The sequence below is a fragment of the Pseudovibrio sp. SCP20 genome (genome assembly GCF_057774105.1).
Window position 1 is genome coordinate 20,544 of record NZ_JBYMDH010000007.1, and the last position, 14,577, is coordinate 35,120.

At 51.7% G+C, this 14,577-nt stretch carries 15 protein-coding genes; 9 read left to right on the top strand and 6 right to left on the bottom strand.

Translation table 11 applies throughout. The features are described 5' to 3' along the window. The first annotated feature begins 121 nt into the window (after positions 1-121). The 8 genes from AC3CB2_RS22250 (at position 122) to AC3CB2_RS22285 (ending at position 9,392) form a co-directional block, all read left to right on the top strand. Entirely contained in the window at positions 122-2,518 is a 2,397-nt protein-coding gene (locus AC3CB2_RS22250) for a patatin-like protein (RefSeq protein ID WP_352936481.1), read from the top strand. A 53-nt stretch (positions 2,519-2,571) separates the two neighbouring features. Further along, the gene (crcB, locus tag AC3CB2_RS22255) at positions 2,572-2,952 is read left to right on the top strand and encodes a fluoride efflux transporter CrcB (RefSeq protein ID WP_008547979.1); all 381 of its coding nucleotides are present in this window, start codon (positions 2,572-2,574) and stop codon (positions 2,950-2,952) included. A 182-nt stretch (positions 2,953-3,134) separates the two neighbouring features. Further along, positions 3,135-4,184 carry an RluA family pseudouridine synthase gene (locus tag AC3CB2_RS22260; protein WP_014286288.1) on the top strand — a complete coding sequence of 350 codons (1,050 nt, stop codon included), beginning with the start codon at positions 3,135-3,137 and terminating at the stop codon, positions 4,182-4,184. Between the two features lie 28 nt (positions 4,185-4,212). Next, positions 4,213-4,893, top strand: a complete 681-nt coding sequence (locus AC3CB2_RS22265) for an HAD-IA family hydrolase (RefSeq protein ID WP_352936484.1) — start codon at positions 4,213-4,215, stop codon at positions 4,891-4,893. Beyond that, positions 4,893-5,687, top strand: a complete 795-nt coding sequence (locus AC3CB2_RS22270) for an ATP12 family chaperone protein (protein ID WP_352936486.1) — start codon at positions 4,893-4,895, stop codon at positions 5,685-5,687. Before AC3CB2_RS22265 ends, AC3CB2_RS22270 begins: the two co-directional genes overlap by 1 nt. Positions 5,688-5,932: 245 nt before the next feature. Then, positions 5,933-6,418, top strand: coding sequence for a bacterioferritin (gene bfr / locus AC3CB2_RS22275; RefSeq protein ID WP_008548065.1), 486 nt, complete (start codon positions 5,933-5,935; stop codon positions 6,416-6,418). A 782-nt stretch (positions 6,419-7,200) separates the two neighbouring features. Continuing rightward, positions 7,201-7,686: a bacterioferritin gene (gene bfr / locus AC3CB2_RS22280; protein ID WP_008547984.1), complete on the top strand. Its 486-nt coding sequence runs from the start codon at positions 7,201-7,203 to the stop codon at positions 7,684-7,686. Between the two features lie 173 nt (positions 7,687-7,859). Further along, positions 7,860-9,392, top strand: a complete 1,533-nt coding sequence (locus AC3CB2_RS22285) for an acyl-CoA carboxylase subunit beta (RefSeq protein WP_352936488.1) — start codon at positions 7,860-7,862, stop codon at positions 9,390-9,392. Between the two features lie 103 nt (positions 9,393-9,495). On the opposite strand, the gene AC3CB2_RS22290 is transcribed toward AC3CB2_RS22285, so the two are convergent. The 6 genes from AC3CB2_RS22290 to folB form a co-directional block, all read right to left on the bottom strand. Further along, positions 9,496-9,795, bottom strand: a complete 300-nt coding sequence (locus AC3CB2_RS22290; RefSeq protein ID WP_014286284.1) for a hypothetical protein — start codon at positions 9,793-9,795, stop codon at positions 9,496-9,498. A gap of 118 nt (positions 9,796-9,913) precedes the next feature. Then, positions 9,914-10,204 carry a hypothetical protein gene (locus AC3CB2_RS22295; RefSeq protein WP_352936490.1) on the bottom strand — a complete coding sequence of 97 codons (291 nt, stop codon included), beginning with the start codon at positions 10,202-10,204 and terminating at the stop codon, positions 9,914-9,916. A gap of 110 nt (positions 10,205-10,314) precedes the next feature. Further along, positions 10,315-10,605 carry a hypothetical protein gene (locus AC3CB2_RS22300; RefSeq protein WP_352936492.1) on the bottom strand — a complete coding sequence of 97 codons (291 nt, stop codon included), beginning with the start codon at positions 10,603-10,605 and terminating at the stop codon, positions 10,315-10,317. A gap of 550 nt (positions 10,606-11,155) precedes the next feature. Then, the gene (locus AC3CB2_RS22305) at positions 11,156-11,476 is read right to left on the bottom strand and encodes a hypothetical protein (protein ID WP_157039073.1); all 321 of its coding nucleotides are present in this window, start codon (positions 11,474-11,476) and stop codon (positions 11,156-11,158) included. Between the two features lie 14 nt (positions 11,477-11,490). Continuing rightward, the gene (locus AC3CB2_RS22310; protein ID WP_008547936.1) at positions 11,491-11,793 is read right to left on the bottom strand and encodes a hypothetical protein; all 303 of its coding nucleotides are present in this window, start codon (positions 11,791-11,793) and stop codon (positions 11,491-11,493) included. A 138-nt stretch (positions 11,794-11,931) separates the two neighbouring features. Beyond that, positions 11,932-12,312 carry a dihydroneopterin aldolase gene (gene folB / locus AC3CB2_RS22315; protein WP_352936495.1) on the bottom strand — a complete coding sequence of 127 codons (381 nt, stop codon included), beginning with the start codon at positions 12,310-12,312 and terminating at the stop codon, positions 11,932-11,934. 248 nt (positions 12,313-12,560) lie between these two features. On the opposite strand from folB, the gene AC3CB2_RS22320 reads away from it, so the two are divergent. Beyond that, positions 12,561-14,573 carry an acetyl-CoA carboxylase biotin carboxylase subunit gene (locus AC3CB2_RS22320; protein WP_352936497.1) on the top strand — a complete coding sequence of 671 codons (2,013 nt, stop codon included), beginning with the start codon at positions 12,561-12,563 and terminating at the stop codon, positions 14,571-14,573. The last annotated feature ends 4 nt before the right edge of the window (positions 14,574-14,577 follow it).

Here is a 14,577-nt window from a genome sequence, read left to right on the forward strand (position 1 = left end):
CGAGGGCCAAAAGCACTTTGCAGGCAAACACATAAACTACACGTAACTTTGTTTGGGTTTCCCGTTTGCAATCGGGCATCCTTCTTCGCACACTGACATGAAAGAGAATCTGGTGTGTGGAATGAGGCAGCTGGAACTGAGACTTGGACTGGTGCTGTATGGCGGGGTTTCGCTTGCCATTTACATGCACGGCGTTACTCGTGAGCTGCTCAACCTGCAACGCGCCTCTCATGCTTTGCATCAGTTCCGCCGTGACCGTGAGCGCGGTGTTGAGAGCGACGTTGAGCTGGAAGGCTCCGCGAAATCCTACTTCGATCTTCTGGAGAGTTTTGGTCCGCAGCTGGATCTGCGAGTTGTGATTGATGCCATCTCGGGCGCTTCTGCTGGTGGTGTCAATGCGATCATGCTGGCACGGGCACTGGCGCATGATCTTCCGCTCAAGCACCACAGTGATTTGTGGCTGTCGCTCGCTGATGTTGACAAGCTGGCCAATGAAACCTCCGGGGTGAGCAAGCATGCCAAACGTGTGCTGGCGCCTATTCTGGATAAGCTGCTGGTGTTTCTCGGCACGGATGTTCCGCACAACAAAGAGACACGCACTAAGCTGCGGGATTTCATCAGCTCCCGCTGGTTTACACCTCCGTTTTCAGGGGAGCGGTACTCCGGTTGGCTGGTGGATGCCTGCCGTGCCATGGATGAGTATGATCGCGGTGAGACTCTGATCCCTTATGGTCAGCGGTTGGAGCTGTTTGTCACACTGACGGACTTTCATGGTGTGCTGCGCCGGATTGCGCTGCATGATCCTGAGTATATTGAGGAGCTGGATCACCGTCGGATCGTGAACTTCAATGCCATCCATCGTGTGTCCAGCGGGTTGCACAGCCAGATGAGTGCGGAATTCATTCCTGATCTGGTGTTTGCTGCACGGGCGACCTCCAGCTTTCCCGGTGCTTTCCCGCCCATGAGTGCGGCGGAGATGGATGGAGTGCTGGAGCGTCAGGGGCTGGAATGGAGTGGGCGTGAGGCGTTCATGACGAATGTGCTTCATGCCAATTGTGATGCGGAAGGGGAGCGGATCTTTATCGATGGTTCTCTGGTGATGAACAAGCCTTTCGAGCCGCTTATTGAATCCATCGCACAGCGACCGGCAGCGCGTGAGGTGGTGCGGCGACTGCTTTATCTGGATCCGTTGCCGTTCTCTCATCGTGATGTGCCTACTGATCCTGAACCTCCGGGGTTCTTCAAAAGCATCTTTGCATCTCTTGCTCACATACCGCGCAATGAGCCGATTGGTGATGAACTGCAGGAGATTGAGCAGATCAACATGAAGGTGCGGCGCATTCAGGAAGTGGCTGACGCTGCTCTGCCTATGGTGCGCCGGGAAGTGCAGAGGCTGCTTGAAAAGCATGGCAGTTTGCCTGAAACAGAAGGTGACTTTTCTGTTGTGCGGCAAGGGGCTGAGCTGAGTGCGATGGAGCAGTCTGGTTTTGCCAATGCCGGATATTTGCAGCTGCGGCTGGGACACCTTGCACACCGGGTTGTTTCTTTGATCTCCAACCTTTCTGGAGTGCAGCAGGAAGGCTGTGTTGAGAAAGGGGCGGAGGTCGTTCAGTGGTCCTGGGAGAGCGTGGAAGAGGTTGTTGTGAATGCGCTGACGTTTTCTAAGGAAGAAGATGGGGAGGCGCAGAGGGATCAGGCCAAGATCCTGAATGAGCTGAAGAGCCTCGATGTTGACTATCGTATTCGCCAGCTTCGCTTCCTGATCGAGCAGATCAACAAGTTCTATCATCATGAAGAGATTGCTGGTTCTGTTGAGTTTGCCCGTCATCTGGATGTGTTCAAACGTGAGCTATATGGGCAGATTGCCAACCTACGGAACCGGTGGTCAGAGGAGTTTTATGGCACTGAGACCATTCATCTGGCTACACTTCTCAAAGAGCCGTCTCCGCAGTTGGAGACTGTGCGCAAGGTGCTTGGTGTGCTCAGCCTGCGTATGGGGCTTTCTGATCTGGACAAACTGACAGATTCCATTGTGTTTGAAGGCGTTGGCAAGCTGGGGGATCTGAAAGCTGCGCAAGGAATCTTGGAAGGGTACATCGGGTTCCCATTCTTCGACACCAGCATGTTTCCGGTTCAGCAGGCGCTTGATGCGTTTGAGCTGCGGAAGATTGAAGTGGGGCGGATCAGCCCTAAGGATGCGCAGCTGTTGAGCCCGGGAGGTGTTGATCTGAAAGGGGCGCAGCTGCAGATGTTTGGTGCGTTCTTCAATCGCGGATGGCGCGAGCATGATTATCTGTGGGGCCGACTGAATGCAGCTGAGCGTCTGGTGCGGTTGCTGCGAGATGTTTATCAGCAGTGCCACGGTTCAGCCCGTCCCATTGCGCCGGGGGATGATATGAACCTGCGGGCGATTTTCCTTGATATCCTCGAAGAAGAAGAGGGGCATCTGGAGGATCATGCGGAGCTGGTGCAAGCGTGCCGTGATAAGGTTGACGAGGTCTTCTCTAAGGGATGTTAGCTACACAGCACTTTGTACAAGACACACTCACCAAAATCCGATAGGGAAGAGGCATGAAAAATCTCATCCTGATTGCACTTGGCGGCGGGGCAGGAGCGGTTTGTCGGCATCTGGTTTCAATGGCCGGCCTACGTCTTCTCGGGCCTTCTTTTCCTTGGGGCACTGTCACCGTAAATATTCTTGGTTCTTTGCTGATGGGGATCTTCGTTGAGGTTCTTGCTCAGCGTCTGAATGCTTCTTCTGAACTGCGTTATCTGATTGCCACAGGCTTCCTTGGTGGCTTCACCACTTTCTCAACGTTCTCGCTGGATGTGGCGGTGTTGTGGGAGCGGGGCGAGCCAATCGCGACTGTTGCGTACGTACTGGTTTCGGTGATCCTGTCTGTCTCAGCCTTGTTTGCTGGTCTTTACATCACGCGGCAGGTTCTCGCCTGATTTTGCAAGTTGGCAGCAAAAACTCATAGAAACTTGATGGTTTTTCGTTTTTGACGCGCTGAATCAGCGTGAAAGGCTTGCATGTTTGGGCGGCACCTGCCAAATGAGCGCCAACAGATTTAATAGGAACGGCTGGCGCACCCTTCGTGCTGCCGCCGCGATAAAGGTCAGGACCTTCACTCATGAGTGGCTCCCAGAAAAAAGCAGCGCCTCAGAACAAGGGTGGCAGCCCCGTCAAGATTGAGATGCGCCGCGTTGATGAAGACGACGCAGGCATCCGTCTGGACCGTTGGTTCAAAGAAAATTTCCCTGAACTTGGCTTTGGCCGTTTGCAGAAACTGCTGCGGACAAAACAGGTTCGTGTTGATGGCAAACGTGCTGAAGCTTCCACTCGTTTGGAAGCTGGTCAGGAAATCCGCATTCCACCGCTTGGTGTTGAGCTTGCTGCGGATGACCGCAAGAACGCAAAGCCGCGTGCCCGTAAGCTGGTTGACAGTGATCGCGAAGCCATTGAGCAGATGATGCTCTTTGAAGACTCTCACGTCATGGTGCTGAACAAGCCTGCTGGCCTTGCCGTGCAGGGTGGCTCCGGTCTTAAGCGTCACGTGGATGGCATGCTGGACGCCTTCACCAACCAGAAAGGTGATAAGCCGCGTCTTGTGCACCGTCTGGACCGTGAAACCTCTGGTATTCTGCTGGTCGCGAAGACACGCCGTGCGGCGCAGGAGCTGACGAAAGCGTTCCGTCATCGCAACACACGCAAGATTTATTGGGCGATGGTTGCTGGTGTGCCGAAGCCTCGTCAGGGCCGTATCTCGACTTATCTGGCACGTGATGAGGGTGAAGAGCGTATGCGCGTTGCCCGTCATGGTGATGATGAAGCGCAGCATGCAGTCAGCCTGTACAACGTGGTTGAGCAGTCCGGCCAGAAGCTTTCATGGGTGACGCTGAAGCCGGTGACAGGTCGTACGCACCAGCTGCGTGCGCATTCTGCTCATATTGGCCATCCGATCATTGGTGATCCAAAATACTTCAACATTCAGAACTGGGAGCTGCCGGGCGGCATTCAGAACAAGCTGCACTTGCTGGCACGCCGGATTGTTATTCCGCATCCGTCAGGCAATGGCGTGATTGATGTTTCTGCGCCTCTGCCGCCGCATATGCAGCAGACCTGGAACTTGCTTGGTATGGATGTGAAGGACTATGATCCTGAAGTGAATGAACCAGAATAAGCAATAGCAAAATAACGGGCTGATCTTCATGTATCTCATTGTGTTCGACTGCGACGGCACGCTCGCGGATAGCCAGGACAATATCATGATTGGTTTTACCGCAGCATATCGCTCTGTCGATCTGCCGCTGCCATCACGTGATGAGATTCTTGAAACGGTTGGTCTGACGCTGCATGTCGCCTTTGAAAAGCTGTTGGGCCGGAAAGATCCTGAGCTGATCGACAGAATGGTCAAAGGATACCAGCAGGTTGTTTGGGAAATGCGCTCTAAGGGGCGGGATTATGATCCGCTCTATGAAGGCGCAATTGAGGCTTTGAGGGAATTGGCAGACCGGGAAGATGTGCTTCTTGGTATCGCGACTGGCAAGCATTCCCGCGGAATGAAGCATCTGATCAGTTTGCATGAGCTGGAAGGTGTCTTCACCACAATGCAGACCGCGGATGTTGCGCCGTCCAAGCCGAACCCGGGCATGATTTTTCAGGCGATGAGCGAAACCGGCGTCGATCTTGAAAACACGATTATGATTGGTGATACGACCTTCGATATGCAGATGGCCCGCAATGCAGGCGTTAAATCTGTTGGGGTCACATGGGGTTATCATAGTGCTGACGATGTGAAGAGCGCTGGTGCCACCTATGTCATCGATCACTTTAAGGAACTCATTCCAGTGCTGAGCGAGCACTTCAAGTGGAATAAGGAAATCGCATAATGCGTGACATTTTTGAGCAGATTGCAGATGACATTGCAAAAGGGCCTGTTGATGCTGTTCAGGCTGCACGTGAACACACGAAACGAAACCTGCCAAAGCGGTTTTATGAGCGTGTCAGCGTTGAACTGAAAGACGACGTCTATGCTGTTCTGCTGGATGGGCGCTCCATTAAAACACCTGGCCGTAATGCTCTGGTGTTCAAAGATGAAGTGATTGCGGAAGGTGTGGCTGCTGAATGGGAGCTGCAGGAAGAAGAGATTGATCCGGGCACAATGCCGCTCACACGTATTGCCCATTCCGCGATTGATGCCGTCGAAGAGAAATTTGCCGAGGTTGCAGATGAGATCACCCGTTATGCCGGGAATGATCATCTCTGCTACCGTGCTGACTCTCCTGCTGAACTTGTTGGTCGTCAGACTGCGCAGTGGGATCCTGTTCTGAATTGGGCAGAGAAGTTGCTTGGCGGTCGCTTCAAGTTGGTTGAAGGGATCATGCATGTTGCGCAGGATGAAGCTGTAACGGCAGCTTATCGTGCTGAGCTGGACAAGTATGATGCGCTGCAGCTGGCTGCGATCCATACAGTGACATCCATTTGCGGCTCTGCTCTTCTGGCATTGGCTCTGGCCGAAAAAGCGTTTGATGCAGATACTGTCTGGTCAGCTGCTCACGTTGATGAAGATTGGAACATCGAGCAGTGGGGACAGGATGAGGAAGCTGCCCGCATTCGTCGGTTCAAGAACGATGAGTTCAATGCTGCTGCTCTTATTCTGGTGGGAGCGCCAGAGGAAAGCTAAGTGGTTTCTGACTGAGATCTGAAGTTTAAAAGCGCAGTCAGTGGCTGCGCTTTTTTTGTTGGGCGGCTTCTGTATATCGTAGAAAGAAATCAATAGTTTGTAGTATGTGGGTAATGGGATTTTAATTGCCGTGTTACTGTCGAATCTGTTCAACTGTGTGCTGCAGCCATCCGGCATAAGAATAGTGTTTAAAACGACACATCGCCAAACACGGTCATAATCACAAAAATTGAGGAACTCCGCCGATGAAACATAATGAGAAAGTTATTGAGCGGCTTAACGAGGCGCTGAAGCTTGAGCTTGGTGCCGTCAACCAGTACTGGCTGCATTATCGCCTGCTGGATGACTGGGGCTTTGGCAAATTGGCGCAGAAAGAGCGTGAGGAATCCGTTGAAGAGATGGAACATGCGGACAAGCTGATTGAACGCATCCTCTTCCTTGGCGGCCACCCAAACATGCAGACTGTGGGTGCGCTTAAGATCGGCACAAACCTGAAAGAAGTTCTGGAAGCTGATCTGGCTGGTGAACATGAGGCGCGTGAATCTTACAAGAAGAGCCGCGAGATCTGTGATGCCGAAGGCGACTATGTTTCCATGAAGCTTTTTGATGATCTGCTGGCAGATGAGGAAGGACATATCGACTTCCTTGAAACACAGCTTGAGCTTCTGGAGAAGATTGGTGAGCAGCACTATGGTGCGCTGAATGCCAACTCGGCTGATGCGAGTGAATAATCACGCTAACTGATTGTTTTGATTTGAAAGAGCTGCCCATTGGGTGGCTCTTTTTTGTTGGGTTAAAGTTGTTTGCTTCCAGCTAGAGTGCGCAAAAAAAACTTATCCCCCTTGCCGAAAACCTCCTTAAGCTTGTTCTCGTGCCCACGCATTCGGGCAGGAGTGGACCGTCCATTCCGTGGCGTGGGCGGGGTTGGGCTACTGGCATGAGGTAACGTATCGTGTCGGGAGGTCCGGTGAAGCGCCATACCCTATTGAGACCACAGTGGTAGTAGGGAGCTTGGGGTCGTTCCGGAGGGCGTCCGGTGGTGACAAGAAATTGTCAATGACAGGGGAACCTGTCAGTCGCGTCTGTCCGAGAGGGAGCCCGCGTGTTCATGATAAAAGGCCCGGGCGAGGCGAACAGCCAATGCCGAAGAAACATTTTTAACAAGTAGCGCAGGCAGAGCCTGTTCGCCTTGCTCCACCCGTTTTAGCGGGAACTCTAATTCTCCAACACCGCCTGTTACCAGCGCGGTGCTATAGGTGCTTTAGAGTGTATTGCCGAAAAGTGCCTCCAGTTTCCAATTGGAATACGCGTAAAGCCAAAGTTTAAAGCTTGGCGCGTGAATTTAAATGAATGCGGCATGCTTTAGGCTTCATTAGGAACGATCGGGGATTTGGGTTGGCGGTGTGCTGGGCTGAACTATGTTTATGGGGTCAATACTCGTTTGGGGGACGGTTCTGAACGAGTTGCATTTTCATCTGCATTCCCAAAGGAGCAGTGCTCGCACTGAGATCTCATGAAAGCAAAAGACGGTGTCATTGAACGTTTGAACAAAGCCCTTTCCATGGAGCTCGGGGCTGTCAATCAATACTGGGTGCATTTCCGGCTTCTTGAAGATTGGGGCTACACAAAGCTTGGCAAGAAAGAGCGGGCCGAGTCGATTGAAGAAATGCAGCATGCTGACCGTTTGGTTGAGCGCATTGTGTTTTTGGAAGGTCATCCAAACCTGCAGACCATCGCTCCGCTGCGTATCGGCACATCTGTGAAAGAAGTGCTGGAGGCTGATCTGGCTGGAGAGCGTGAGGCGATTGAGTATTACAGCGAATCCCGTGTGTTCTGTGAGCAGCAAGGGGACTTCGTGACCATGGCACTTTTTGATAGTTTGCTGGCTGATGAAGAAGGACACTGCGATTTTCTTGAGACTCAGTTGGAGCTTCTTGAGCAAATAGGCGAAGAAAAATATGGATTGCTCAATGCGGGCAGTGCGGATGAGGCCGAGTGAGATTTGCTGATTTATCGGCAAAGAATGCTTGGTTTCCCAAGGGTTATGGCGTGTTGGGTTGAGGTGGTTTGCGGTTGCATCGTAAGAAGCTTCTCAATCCAACGGCTTACTAGTTTTTTTGCTTAGGGGCGTGTTAGGAGATAACTCAGTTAGATTGGGAGCTGAGATATCTTATGAAGGAAGTTCTAGCTGAATTAGAAAAAAGACGTGATGAAGCGCGGCTTGGTGGGGGACAGCGCCGAATTGATGCGCAGCATAAACGCGGAAAACTCACCGCACGAGAGCGCATTGAAATTCTGCTAGATGAAGGTTCCTTCGAAGAATTCGATATGTTCAAGCAGCACCGCTGTACCGAGTTTGGTATGGAGGAGACGCACTTCCCGGGTGACGGTGTTGTTGCTGGTTGGGGTACGGTCAATGGCCGTACGGTTTACCTCTTCTCAAAAGACTTCACCGTATTCGGTGGATCGCTTTCTGAGACCCACGCAGAGAAAATCATGAAGATCCAGGATATGGCGCTGCAGAACCGCGCGCCGATCATTGGTATTTTCGATGCAGGTGGAGCTCGTATTCAGGAAGGTGTTGCGGCACTTGGTGGATACGGCGAAGTGTTCTGGCGCAATATTCAGGCGTCCGGTGTTATTCCGCAGATCTCCGTGATCATGGGCCCATGTGCTGGTGGTGATGTGTATTCCCCGGCGATGACAGACTTCATCTTCATGGTGCGCGATACATCCTACATGTTCGTGACTGGTCCGGATGTTGTGAAAACCGTAACCAATGAGACTGTGACGGCTGAGGAGCTGGGCGGTGCGAGCATTCACACTACCAAGTCCTCCATTGCGGATGGTGCATTTGATAACGATGTGGAAGCGCTGTTGCAGATCCGCCGTCTGGTGGATTACCTGCCGATGAACAATCAGGCTCCGCTGCCTGAGCTTTCCGTTTATGATGATCCGTCTCGTTTGGATGAAAGTCTCAATACGCTGGTTCCGGATAATCCGAACAAGCCGTATGACATGCGTGAGCTGATCCTGAAGACCGTGGATGAGCGGGATTTCTTCGAGATTCAGGAGAGCTTTGCCGGAAACATCATCACGGGCTTTGGCCGCGTTGAAGGGCGTACCGTTGGTATCGTTGCCAACCAGCCGATGGTGCTTGCTGGCGTTCTGGACAGTGATGCAAGCCGTAAAGCTGCGCGTTTTGTGCGCTTCTGTGATTGCTTCAACATTCCGCTGGTTACTTTTGTTGATGTTCCGGGCTTCCTGCCGGGTACAGCGCAGGAATATGGCGGGTTGATCAAGCATGGCGCAAAACTGCTGTTTGCTTATGGTGAGGCGACTGTTCCGAAGATCACTGTGATCACGCGTAAGGCCTATGGTGGCGCTTATGATGTGATGAGCTCCAAGCACATCCGCGGTGATGTGAACTACGCTTGGCCATCTGCTGAGATTGCAGTGATGGGCGCGAAAGGTGCGGTTGAGATCCTTTATCGCAATGAGCTGGGTGATCCTGAGAAGATTGCCGAGCGGACAAAGGATTATGAAGACCGGTTCGCGAACCCGTTTGTGGCTGCAGAGCGTGGGTACATTGATGAGGTGATCATGCCTCAGTCTACCCGGATGCGGATCTCTCGTGCGCTGGCAATGCTGCGGACCAAGAACCAGCAGATGCCATGGCGTAAGCACGACAATATTCCGCTCTAAGACAGAGCTTGTGATTTCTGAAAAATGAAAACCCCGGCCTTCGTGAAAAGGTCGGGGTTTTGTTGATAGGGGAGAGGGGGACTAACTTGAGGCGAGTTAGGTCTTAGTTTTCGTCGTTCTCAACCACACAGGTGTAACCGATGAGGGAATGGTTGGAATCTTTGGTTACAACGTAGGCGCGCTGTGTTTCTTCGTGTGGGCCACAGAAGGAACCATTTGCAACGTAGCGATCGTAAAGACCTGGACCGGTTGCCAGAACGACTGCGCCTTTATCCTGAACCAGAGCTTTCACCTGGGAGCCTGTGAGGTCAGTTGTGCTTGTGAGGGGAACATTCATTGCCTGAGCAACGGAAGCAGCAGAAACGAGGCCGAGTACGGAAAGGGTTAGTGCGATCTTTTTCATTGTATTAGCTTTCGGTTTTTAATTCTTATGGGAACTTGGGGAGGGAAAGGCCGGAGGCACAGCCTTTCCCTGGGGCTTTGTGATGGGCGTGCTTCTAACTTTGGGGCGAGTTAGAAAATTAGCTGTTTTTGTCGTCAACCACGCATGTGTAACCAATGAGGGAATGGTTGGAGTCTTTGGTCACCACATACGCTTGTTGGGTTTCTTCATGTGGTGCACAGTAAAATCCATTCGAGACATAACGATCGTAAATGCCAGGTGCAGTTGATAGGACGATTGCACCTTTGTCTTGAACCAGAGCCTTTACTTCAGAGGCTGTGAGATCACTAGTACTTACTAAGGCTGCTTGAGCCATTGAAGCAGCAGAAACGAGGCCGAGTACGGAAAGGGTCAGAGCGATCTTTTTCATTGGGATTACTTTCTATTTTTACAATATCAGTTTTTTTGAGAGGGAAAGACTGGGGAGGAACAGACTTTCCCAAGGGGGATGTGACTTTATTGCCTTTGAGCAAATGGAACTTAGCGTTCTTTATCGTCAGTTACGCAGGTATAACCAATCAATGCGCGATTAGAGTCTTTCGTGACGACATACGCATGCTCTGCTTCTTGGTGTGGTGCGCAGTAGAAGCTATTGGCAACAAAGCGGTCGTAGAGGCCTGGACCGGTTGCAAGTACGATTGCGCCTTTGTCCTGAACGAGTGCCTTTGCTTCAGAAGCGGTCAGGTCACCAGTGTTGACCAGAGCTGCCTGAGCGATGGAAGCAGCAGAAACGAGGCCGAGTACGGAAAGGGTCAGAGCGATCTTTTTCATTTGTTTTACTTTCGAATTTATACAGTTTTGGTCATTGTTCAGAGGGAGAGACTGGGAGGAGCAGTCTTTCCGATGGGATTTTGCCGATCTTCATTATTATTTCGGCGCGTCTTTTGAATTTAGACTGATGGAAGGCAGTTTCTTGCCCTCTTACATCTTTCTGTCTTTAGTTATTGTTCTCTTTATCAAGCTAATTTCTGAGTATTTACTCTAAATCGTTTGCTTGGTGTGTGTTGTTGTTCGTTGATGATTGTATGTTTACTGGATTTTTTTGAGTAAGATGTGTTCTGAAACACAAAATTATCTTTTCGCAACTTTGAATTTTGGTTGGTAACGAATTCGTGTCTTCGTGTTCTTGGGGATTACTTGCGTGTCTGTGATCAAGCTCACACTTTTGCTTGTGGGTGGTGCAAAAAAGTTGTCGCAACCACATGTTGGTGACGTGCGTGATGCTTCCGGCAAGTTTGAGGATGTGGATTATGGATTCGACAGCATTAGAAGAGGGGCGGAAAAGCCGCCTCTTTTTCCATGTGTGGATGTTTTGCCGTTCTTAATCGAAGATGTCGGATCCGAAGGGACCTTCACCGCTGTTGTAGCCGGGTTCACATGAATAGCCGATGAAGCAGCGTTTCTGATCCTTTGTGGGAACCCATCGGCTCATTAAGCGCTCATAGGGCTGGCAGAACTGTAGGCCTGCTACAAACCGATCGTAAGTTCGGGCACCAGTGCTTAATACGATGCCGCCAGCACGCTGAACAACTGAGCGAGCTTCCAGGCAGGACATTTGGCGAGTGTCAGGGCGGGCAAACGCAGAGGTAGAAACTATGAGGGCCAGAGTGCTCGTTAATACGAGTAGGGTCGATGTTCTCATAGCGTCCTCCTTCTTTACTGGTTCTGCCGTGTGCGTGGTGAGCAGCGATAACCGATCTGGCAGGCGTTGCTGTCTTTGGTCGGAGCCCACTCCCGGCGCAGGACTTCATTATGAAGGCAGTATCTTATGTCACTGACAAAACGCTCATAGGTGCGTGGCCCTGTGGTAAGGACAACGCCACCTCGGCTGTTGACCAGCTGTTTGGCTTGTTCACATGTCAGGTTGCGTGCATCCGGTCTGGCCTGTGCGTTGGCTGAGCCTACCCACATCAGGGTTATGAGGCTACCGGCAATAATAGTGGCGGAGGCATTTCGCATGGGGTCTTTTGCCTTACAAAGCAGATAAAGAGAGGCTGATAATCAAGCCGCGTTCCATCCGTTTTGCAGGCAAAAGCCCAAAACTGCGAGTATCAAGGTGAGCCGTGGTTAGCCGGCTCTAAAGAAGAAATGACTGATTTAACCGTTTGCGGCAGCGCGGGCGCGGGTAACTTCCACACCAAAGCCACCTGTATGCACTGGCACCGGAGCAGATGGTTTGTTCACTTTGACGGTGATTTTGGAGATTCGCACATCCATGGCGAACACTGCATCGCAAATGGCTCCTGCAAGGCGCTCCAGTAGGTTAAAGCGGGAGTTGGTTACAACATCCTCTACTGTTTTGGCCAGTGTGCCGTAGCAGATGGTGTCTTCATAATCGTCTGAAACAGTTGCTTTTTCAAAGTCCGCCCAACAGGTGAGGTCGATGATAAAGCGTTGACCCAACTTGGCTTCTTCATCATGCAGGCCGTGGAATGCAAAGAATGACAGACCTTCCAGAAATATCTTGTTTTCATTCATTGTTTGGCTCCTGAGGGGATCTTTACTGTTGGAGACCTGTGTTGCCAGAGCTTGCTCGGAAACACAACGCTTTTCCTTGGGAAATGCGCTGCATATAGATGAAAGAGCAGTTCAATTTGCGATTTAATAGCATCTATTGCCCCTACGAAAGTGCGATGGTTCTTCGCCCTATTGTGAGGTTGCGGAAGTGCGTAGAGATGCCTACAACCCTGCACTGTAAATAAAGAAGGTGTGTATGTGGGATGGGCATGTTTTCAAAGATTCTGATCGCAAACCGTGGGGAAATCGCTTGCCGTGTTATTAAAACGGCGAGATCGATGGGGATCAAAACGGTTGCTGTTTACTCTGATGCGGACCGGGATGCGCTTCATGTAGAGATGGCTGATGAGGCTGTTCACATTGGTGAGCCGGCTGCAGCCAAATCATACCTCGTAATCGACAAAATTATTGATGCATGTAAACAGACCGGCGCTGAAGCTGTTCATCCGGGCTATGGCTTCCTTTCCGAGCGCGCAGAGTTTTGCGAGCGCTTGAAGCAGGAAGGTATTGTCTTTATCGGGCCGAACCCAAAAGCAATTGAGGTGATGGGAGACAAGATCACCTCCAAGCGCTTTGCCGCTGATGCTAATGTTTCTACCGTACCAGGCTACATGGGCCTGATTGAAACCCCTGAAGATGCCAAGCGCATTGCTGCTGAAATCGGATATCCGGTGATGATCAAGGCCTCCGCCGGTGGTGGTGGTAAAGGCATGCGTATTGCCTGGAACGATGAAGAAGCCATGGATGGCTTTGATCGCGCCAAGTCAGAAGCTGTCAGCTCCTTCGGTGATGATCGTATCTTTATCGAAAAATTCATCGAGAACCCGCGCCACATTGAAATTCAGGTGATGGGTGACAAGCACGGCAATGCGATCTATCTGGGCGAGCGTGAATGTTCTATTCAGCGCCGTAACCAGAAGGTCATCGAAGAAGCGCCGTCTCCGTTGCTGGATGAGGAAACTCGTCGCAAGATGGGTGAGCAGGCCGTTGCTCTGGCCAAGGCTGTAGACTACGACAGTGCTGGTACTGTTGAGTTTGTGGCAGGGCAGGACAAGAGCTTCTACTTCCTTGAAATGAACACCCGTCTGCAGGTGGAGCATCCGGTGACAGAACTGATCACCGGTGTTGACCTTGTTGAGCAGATGATCAGTGTTGCTGCTGGAGAAGAGCTCTCCATCAAGCAGGATGAGGTGAAGCTGAATGGTTGGTCAGTTGAGAGCCGCATCTATGCGGAAGATCCTTACCGCAACTTCCTGCCGTCTATTGGCCGCCTGACACGTTACCGTCCACCTGTTGAAGGTAAGCATGACGGGTATGTGGTTCGTAATGACACCGGTGTTGTTGAAGGCTCCGAGATCTCCATGTTCTACGATCCTATGATCGCGAAGCTGGTGACTTATGCGCCGACCCGTGCAGAAGCCATTGAAGGTATGAGCACTGCGCTTGATGAGTTTCAGGTGGATGGTATTCAGCACAACGTGCCGTTCCTTGCATCCCTGATGAAGCACCCACGCTGGCGTTCTGGTCAACTGGCTACGAGCTTTATTGCTGATGAATATCCGGATGGCTTTGAGCCAGCGACACCAGATGCGGAGGCCCGCAGTGTGTTGGCGTCTGTAGCGCTTTCCATGCATCTGATTGAGCGTGAGCGTCTGGACCATCTGCCGGGCCGACTACGTCCGCATCATGGCGGTGTGCGTCGTGAGTGGGGTGTACTGATCAATGGTGAGAAGCTGGATGCTGAGCTGATTGAGGGTATGGCTGTTACGCCGCTTGATATCGATGTTTGCGTCGAAGGCAGTCCACGTGCCCGTGTTGCTTCTTCCTGGGTTCCAGGTGACATGCTCTGGAAAGGTCAGGTTGGTGAGCGCAATGTAAGCGTTCAGGTGCGCCCGGTTGAAAACGGCTACCAGCTGGACTGGCAGGGCTATTCAGTTGTTGCCAAGGTGATGACACCTCGCAATGCTGAACTTGCTGCTCTGATGCCTGAGAAGGTTGCTCCAGACACATCCAACCTGCTGCTTTGCCCAATGCCGGGTCTTGTTGTTTCGCTTCATGTGGAAGAGGGGCAGGAAGTGAAAGCTGGTGAGCAGCTGGCGATTGTTGAAGCCATGAAAATGGAAAATGTGCTTCGGGCAGAACGTGATTGTGTGGTAAGCGCTATCAAGGCTGCTCCGGGCGACAGTCTAGCGGTTGATGCCGTTATCATGGAATTTGAATAAGGAG

Bases quoted from the DNA above. Each gene is read 5' to 3' on its own strand.
- AC3CB2_RS22320 (WP_352936497.1), top strand. From the start codon at position 12,561: ATGTTTTCAAAGATTCTGATCGCAAACCGTGGGGAAATCGCTTGCCGT.
- bfr (WP_008547984.1), top strand. From the start codon at position 7,201: ATGAAAGCAAAAGACGGTGTCATTGAACGTTTGAACAAAGCCCTTTCC.
- AC3CB2_RS22265 (WP_352936484.1), top strand. From the start codon at position 4,213: ATGTATCTCATTGTGTTCGACTGCGACGGCACGCTCGCGGATAGCCAG.
- folB (WP_352936495.1), bottom strand. From the start codon at position 12,312: ATGAATGAAAACAAGATATTTCTGGAAGGTCTGTCATTCTTTGCATTC.
- AC3CB2_RS22285 (WP_352936488.1), top strand. From the start codon at position 7,860: ATGAAGGAAGTTCTAGCTGAATTAGAAAAAAGACGTGATGAAGCGCGG.
- AC3CB2_RS22290 (WP_014286284.1), bottom strand. From the start codon at position 9,795: ATGAAAAAGATCGCACTAACCCTTTCCGTACTCGGCCTCGTTTCTGCT.
- crcB (WP_008547979.1), top strand. From the start codon at position 2,572: ATGAAAAATCTCATCCTGATTGCACTTGGCGGCGGGGCAGGAGCGGTT.
- AC3CB2_RS22300 (WP_352936492.1), bottom strand. From the start codon at position 10,605: ATGAAAAAGATCGCTCTGACCCTTTCCGTACTCGGCCTCGTTTCTGCT.
- AC3CB2_RS22310 (WP_008547936.1), bottom strand. From the start codon at position 11,793: ATGCGAAATGCCTCCGCCACTATTATTGCCGGTAGCCTCATAACCCTG.
- AC3CB2_RS22250 (WP_352936481.1), top strand. From the start codon at position 122: ATGAGGCAGCTGGAACTGAGACTTGGACTGGTGCTGTATGGCGGGGTT.
- AC3CB2_RS22270 (WP_352936486.1), top strand. From the start codon at position 4,893: ATGCGTGACATTTTTGAGCAGATTGCAGATGACATTGCAAAAGGGCCT.
- AC3CB2_RS22305 (WP_157039073.1), bottom strand. From the start codon at position 11,476: ATGAGAACATCGACCCTACTCGTATTAACGAGCACTCTGGCCCTCATA.
- bfr (WP_008548065.1), top strand. From the start codon at position 5,933: ATGAAACATAATGAGAAAGTTATTGAGCGGCTTAACGAGGCGCTGAAG.
- AC3CB2_RS22260 (WP_014286288.1), top strand. From the start codon at position 3,135: ATGAGTGGCTCCCAGAAAAAAGCAGCGCCTCAGAACAAGGGTGGCAGC.
- AC3CB2_RS22295 (WP_352936490.1), bottom strand. From the start codon at position 10,204: ATGAAAAAGATCGCTCTGACCCTTTCCGTACTCGGCCTCGTTTCTGCT.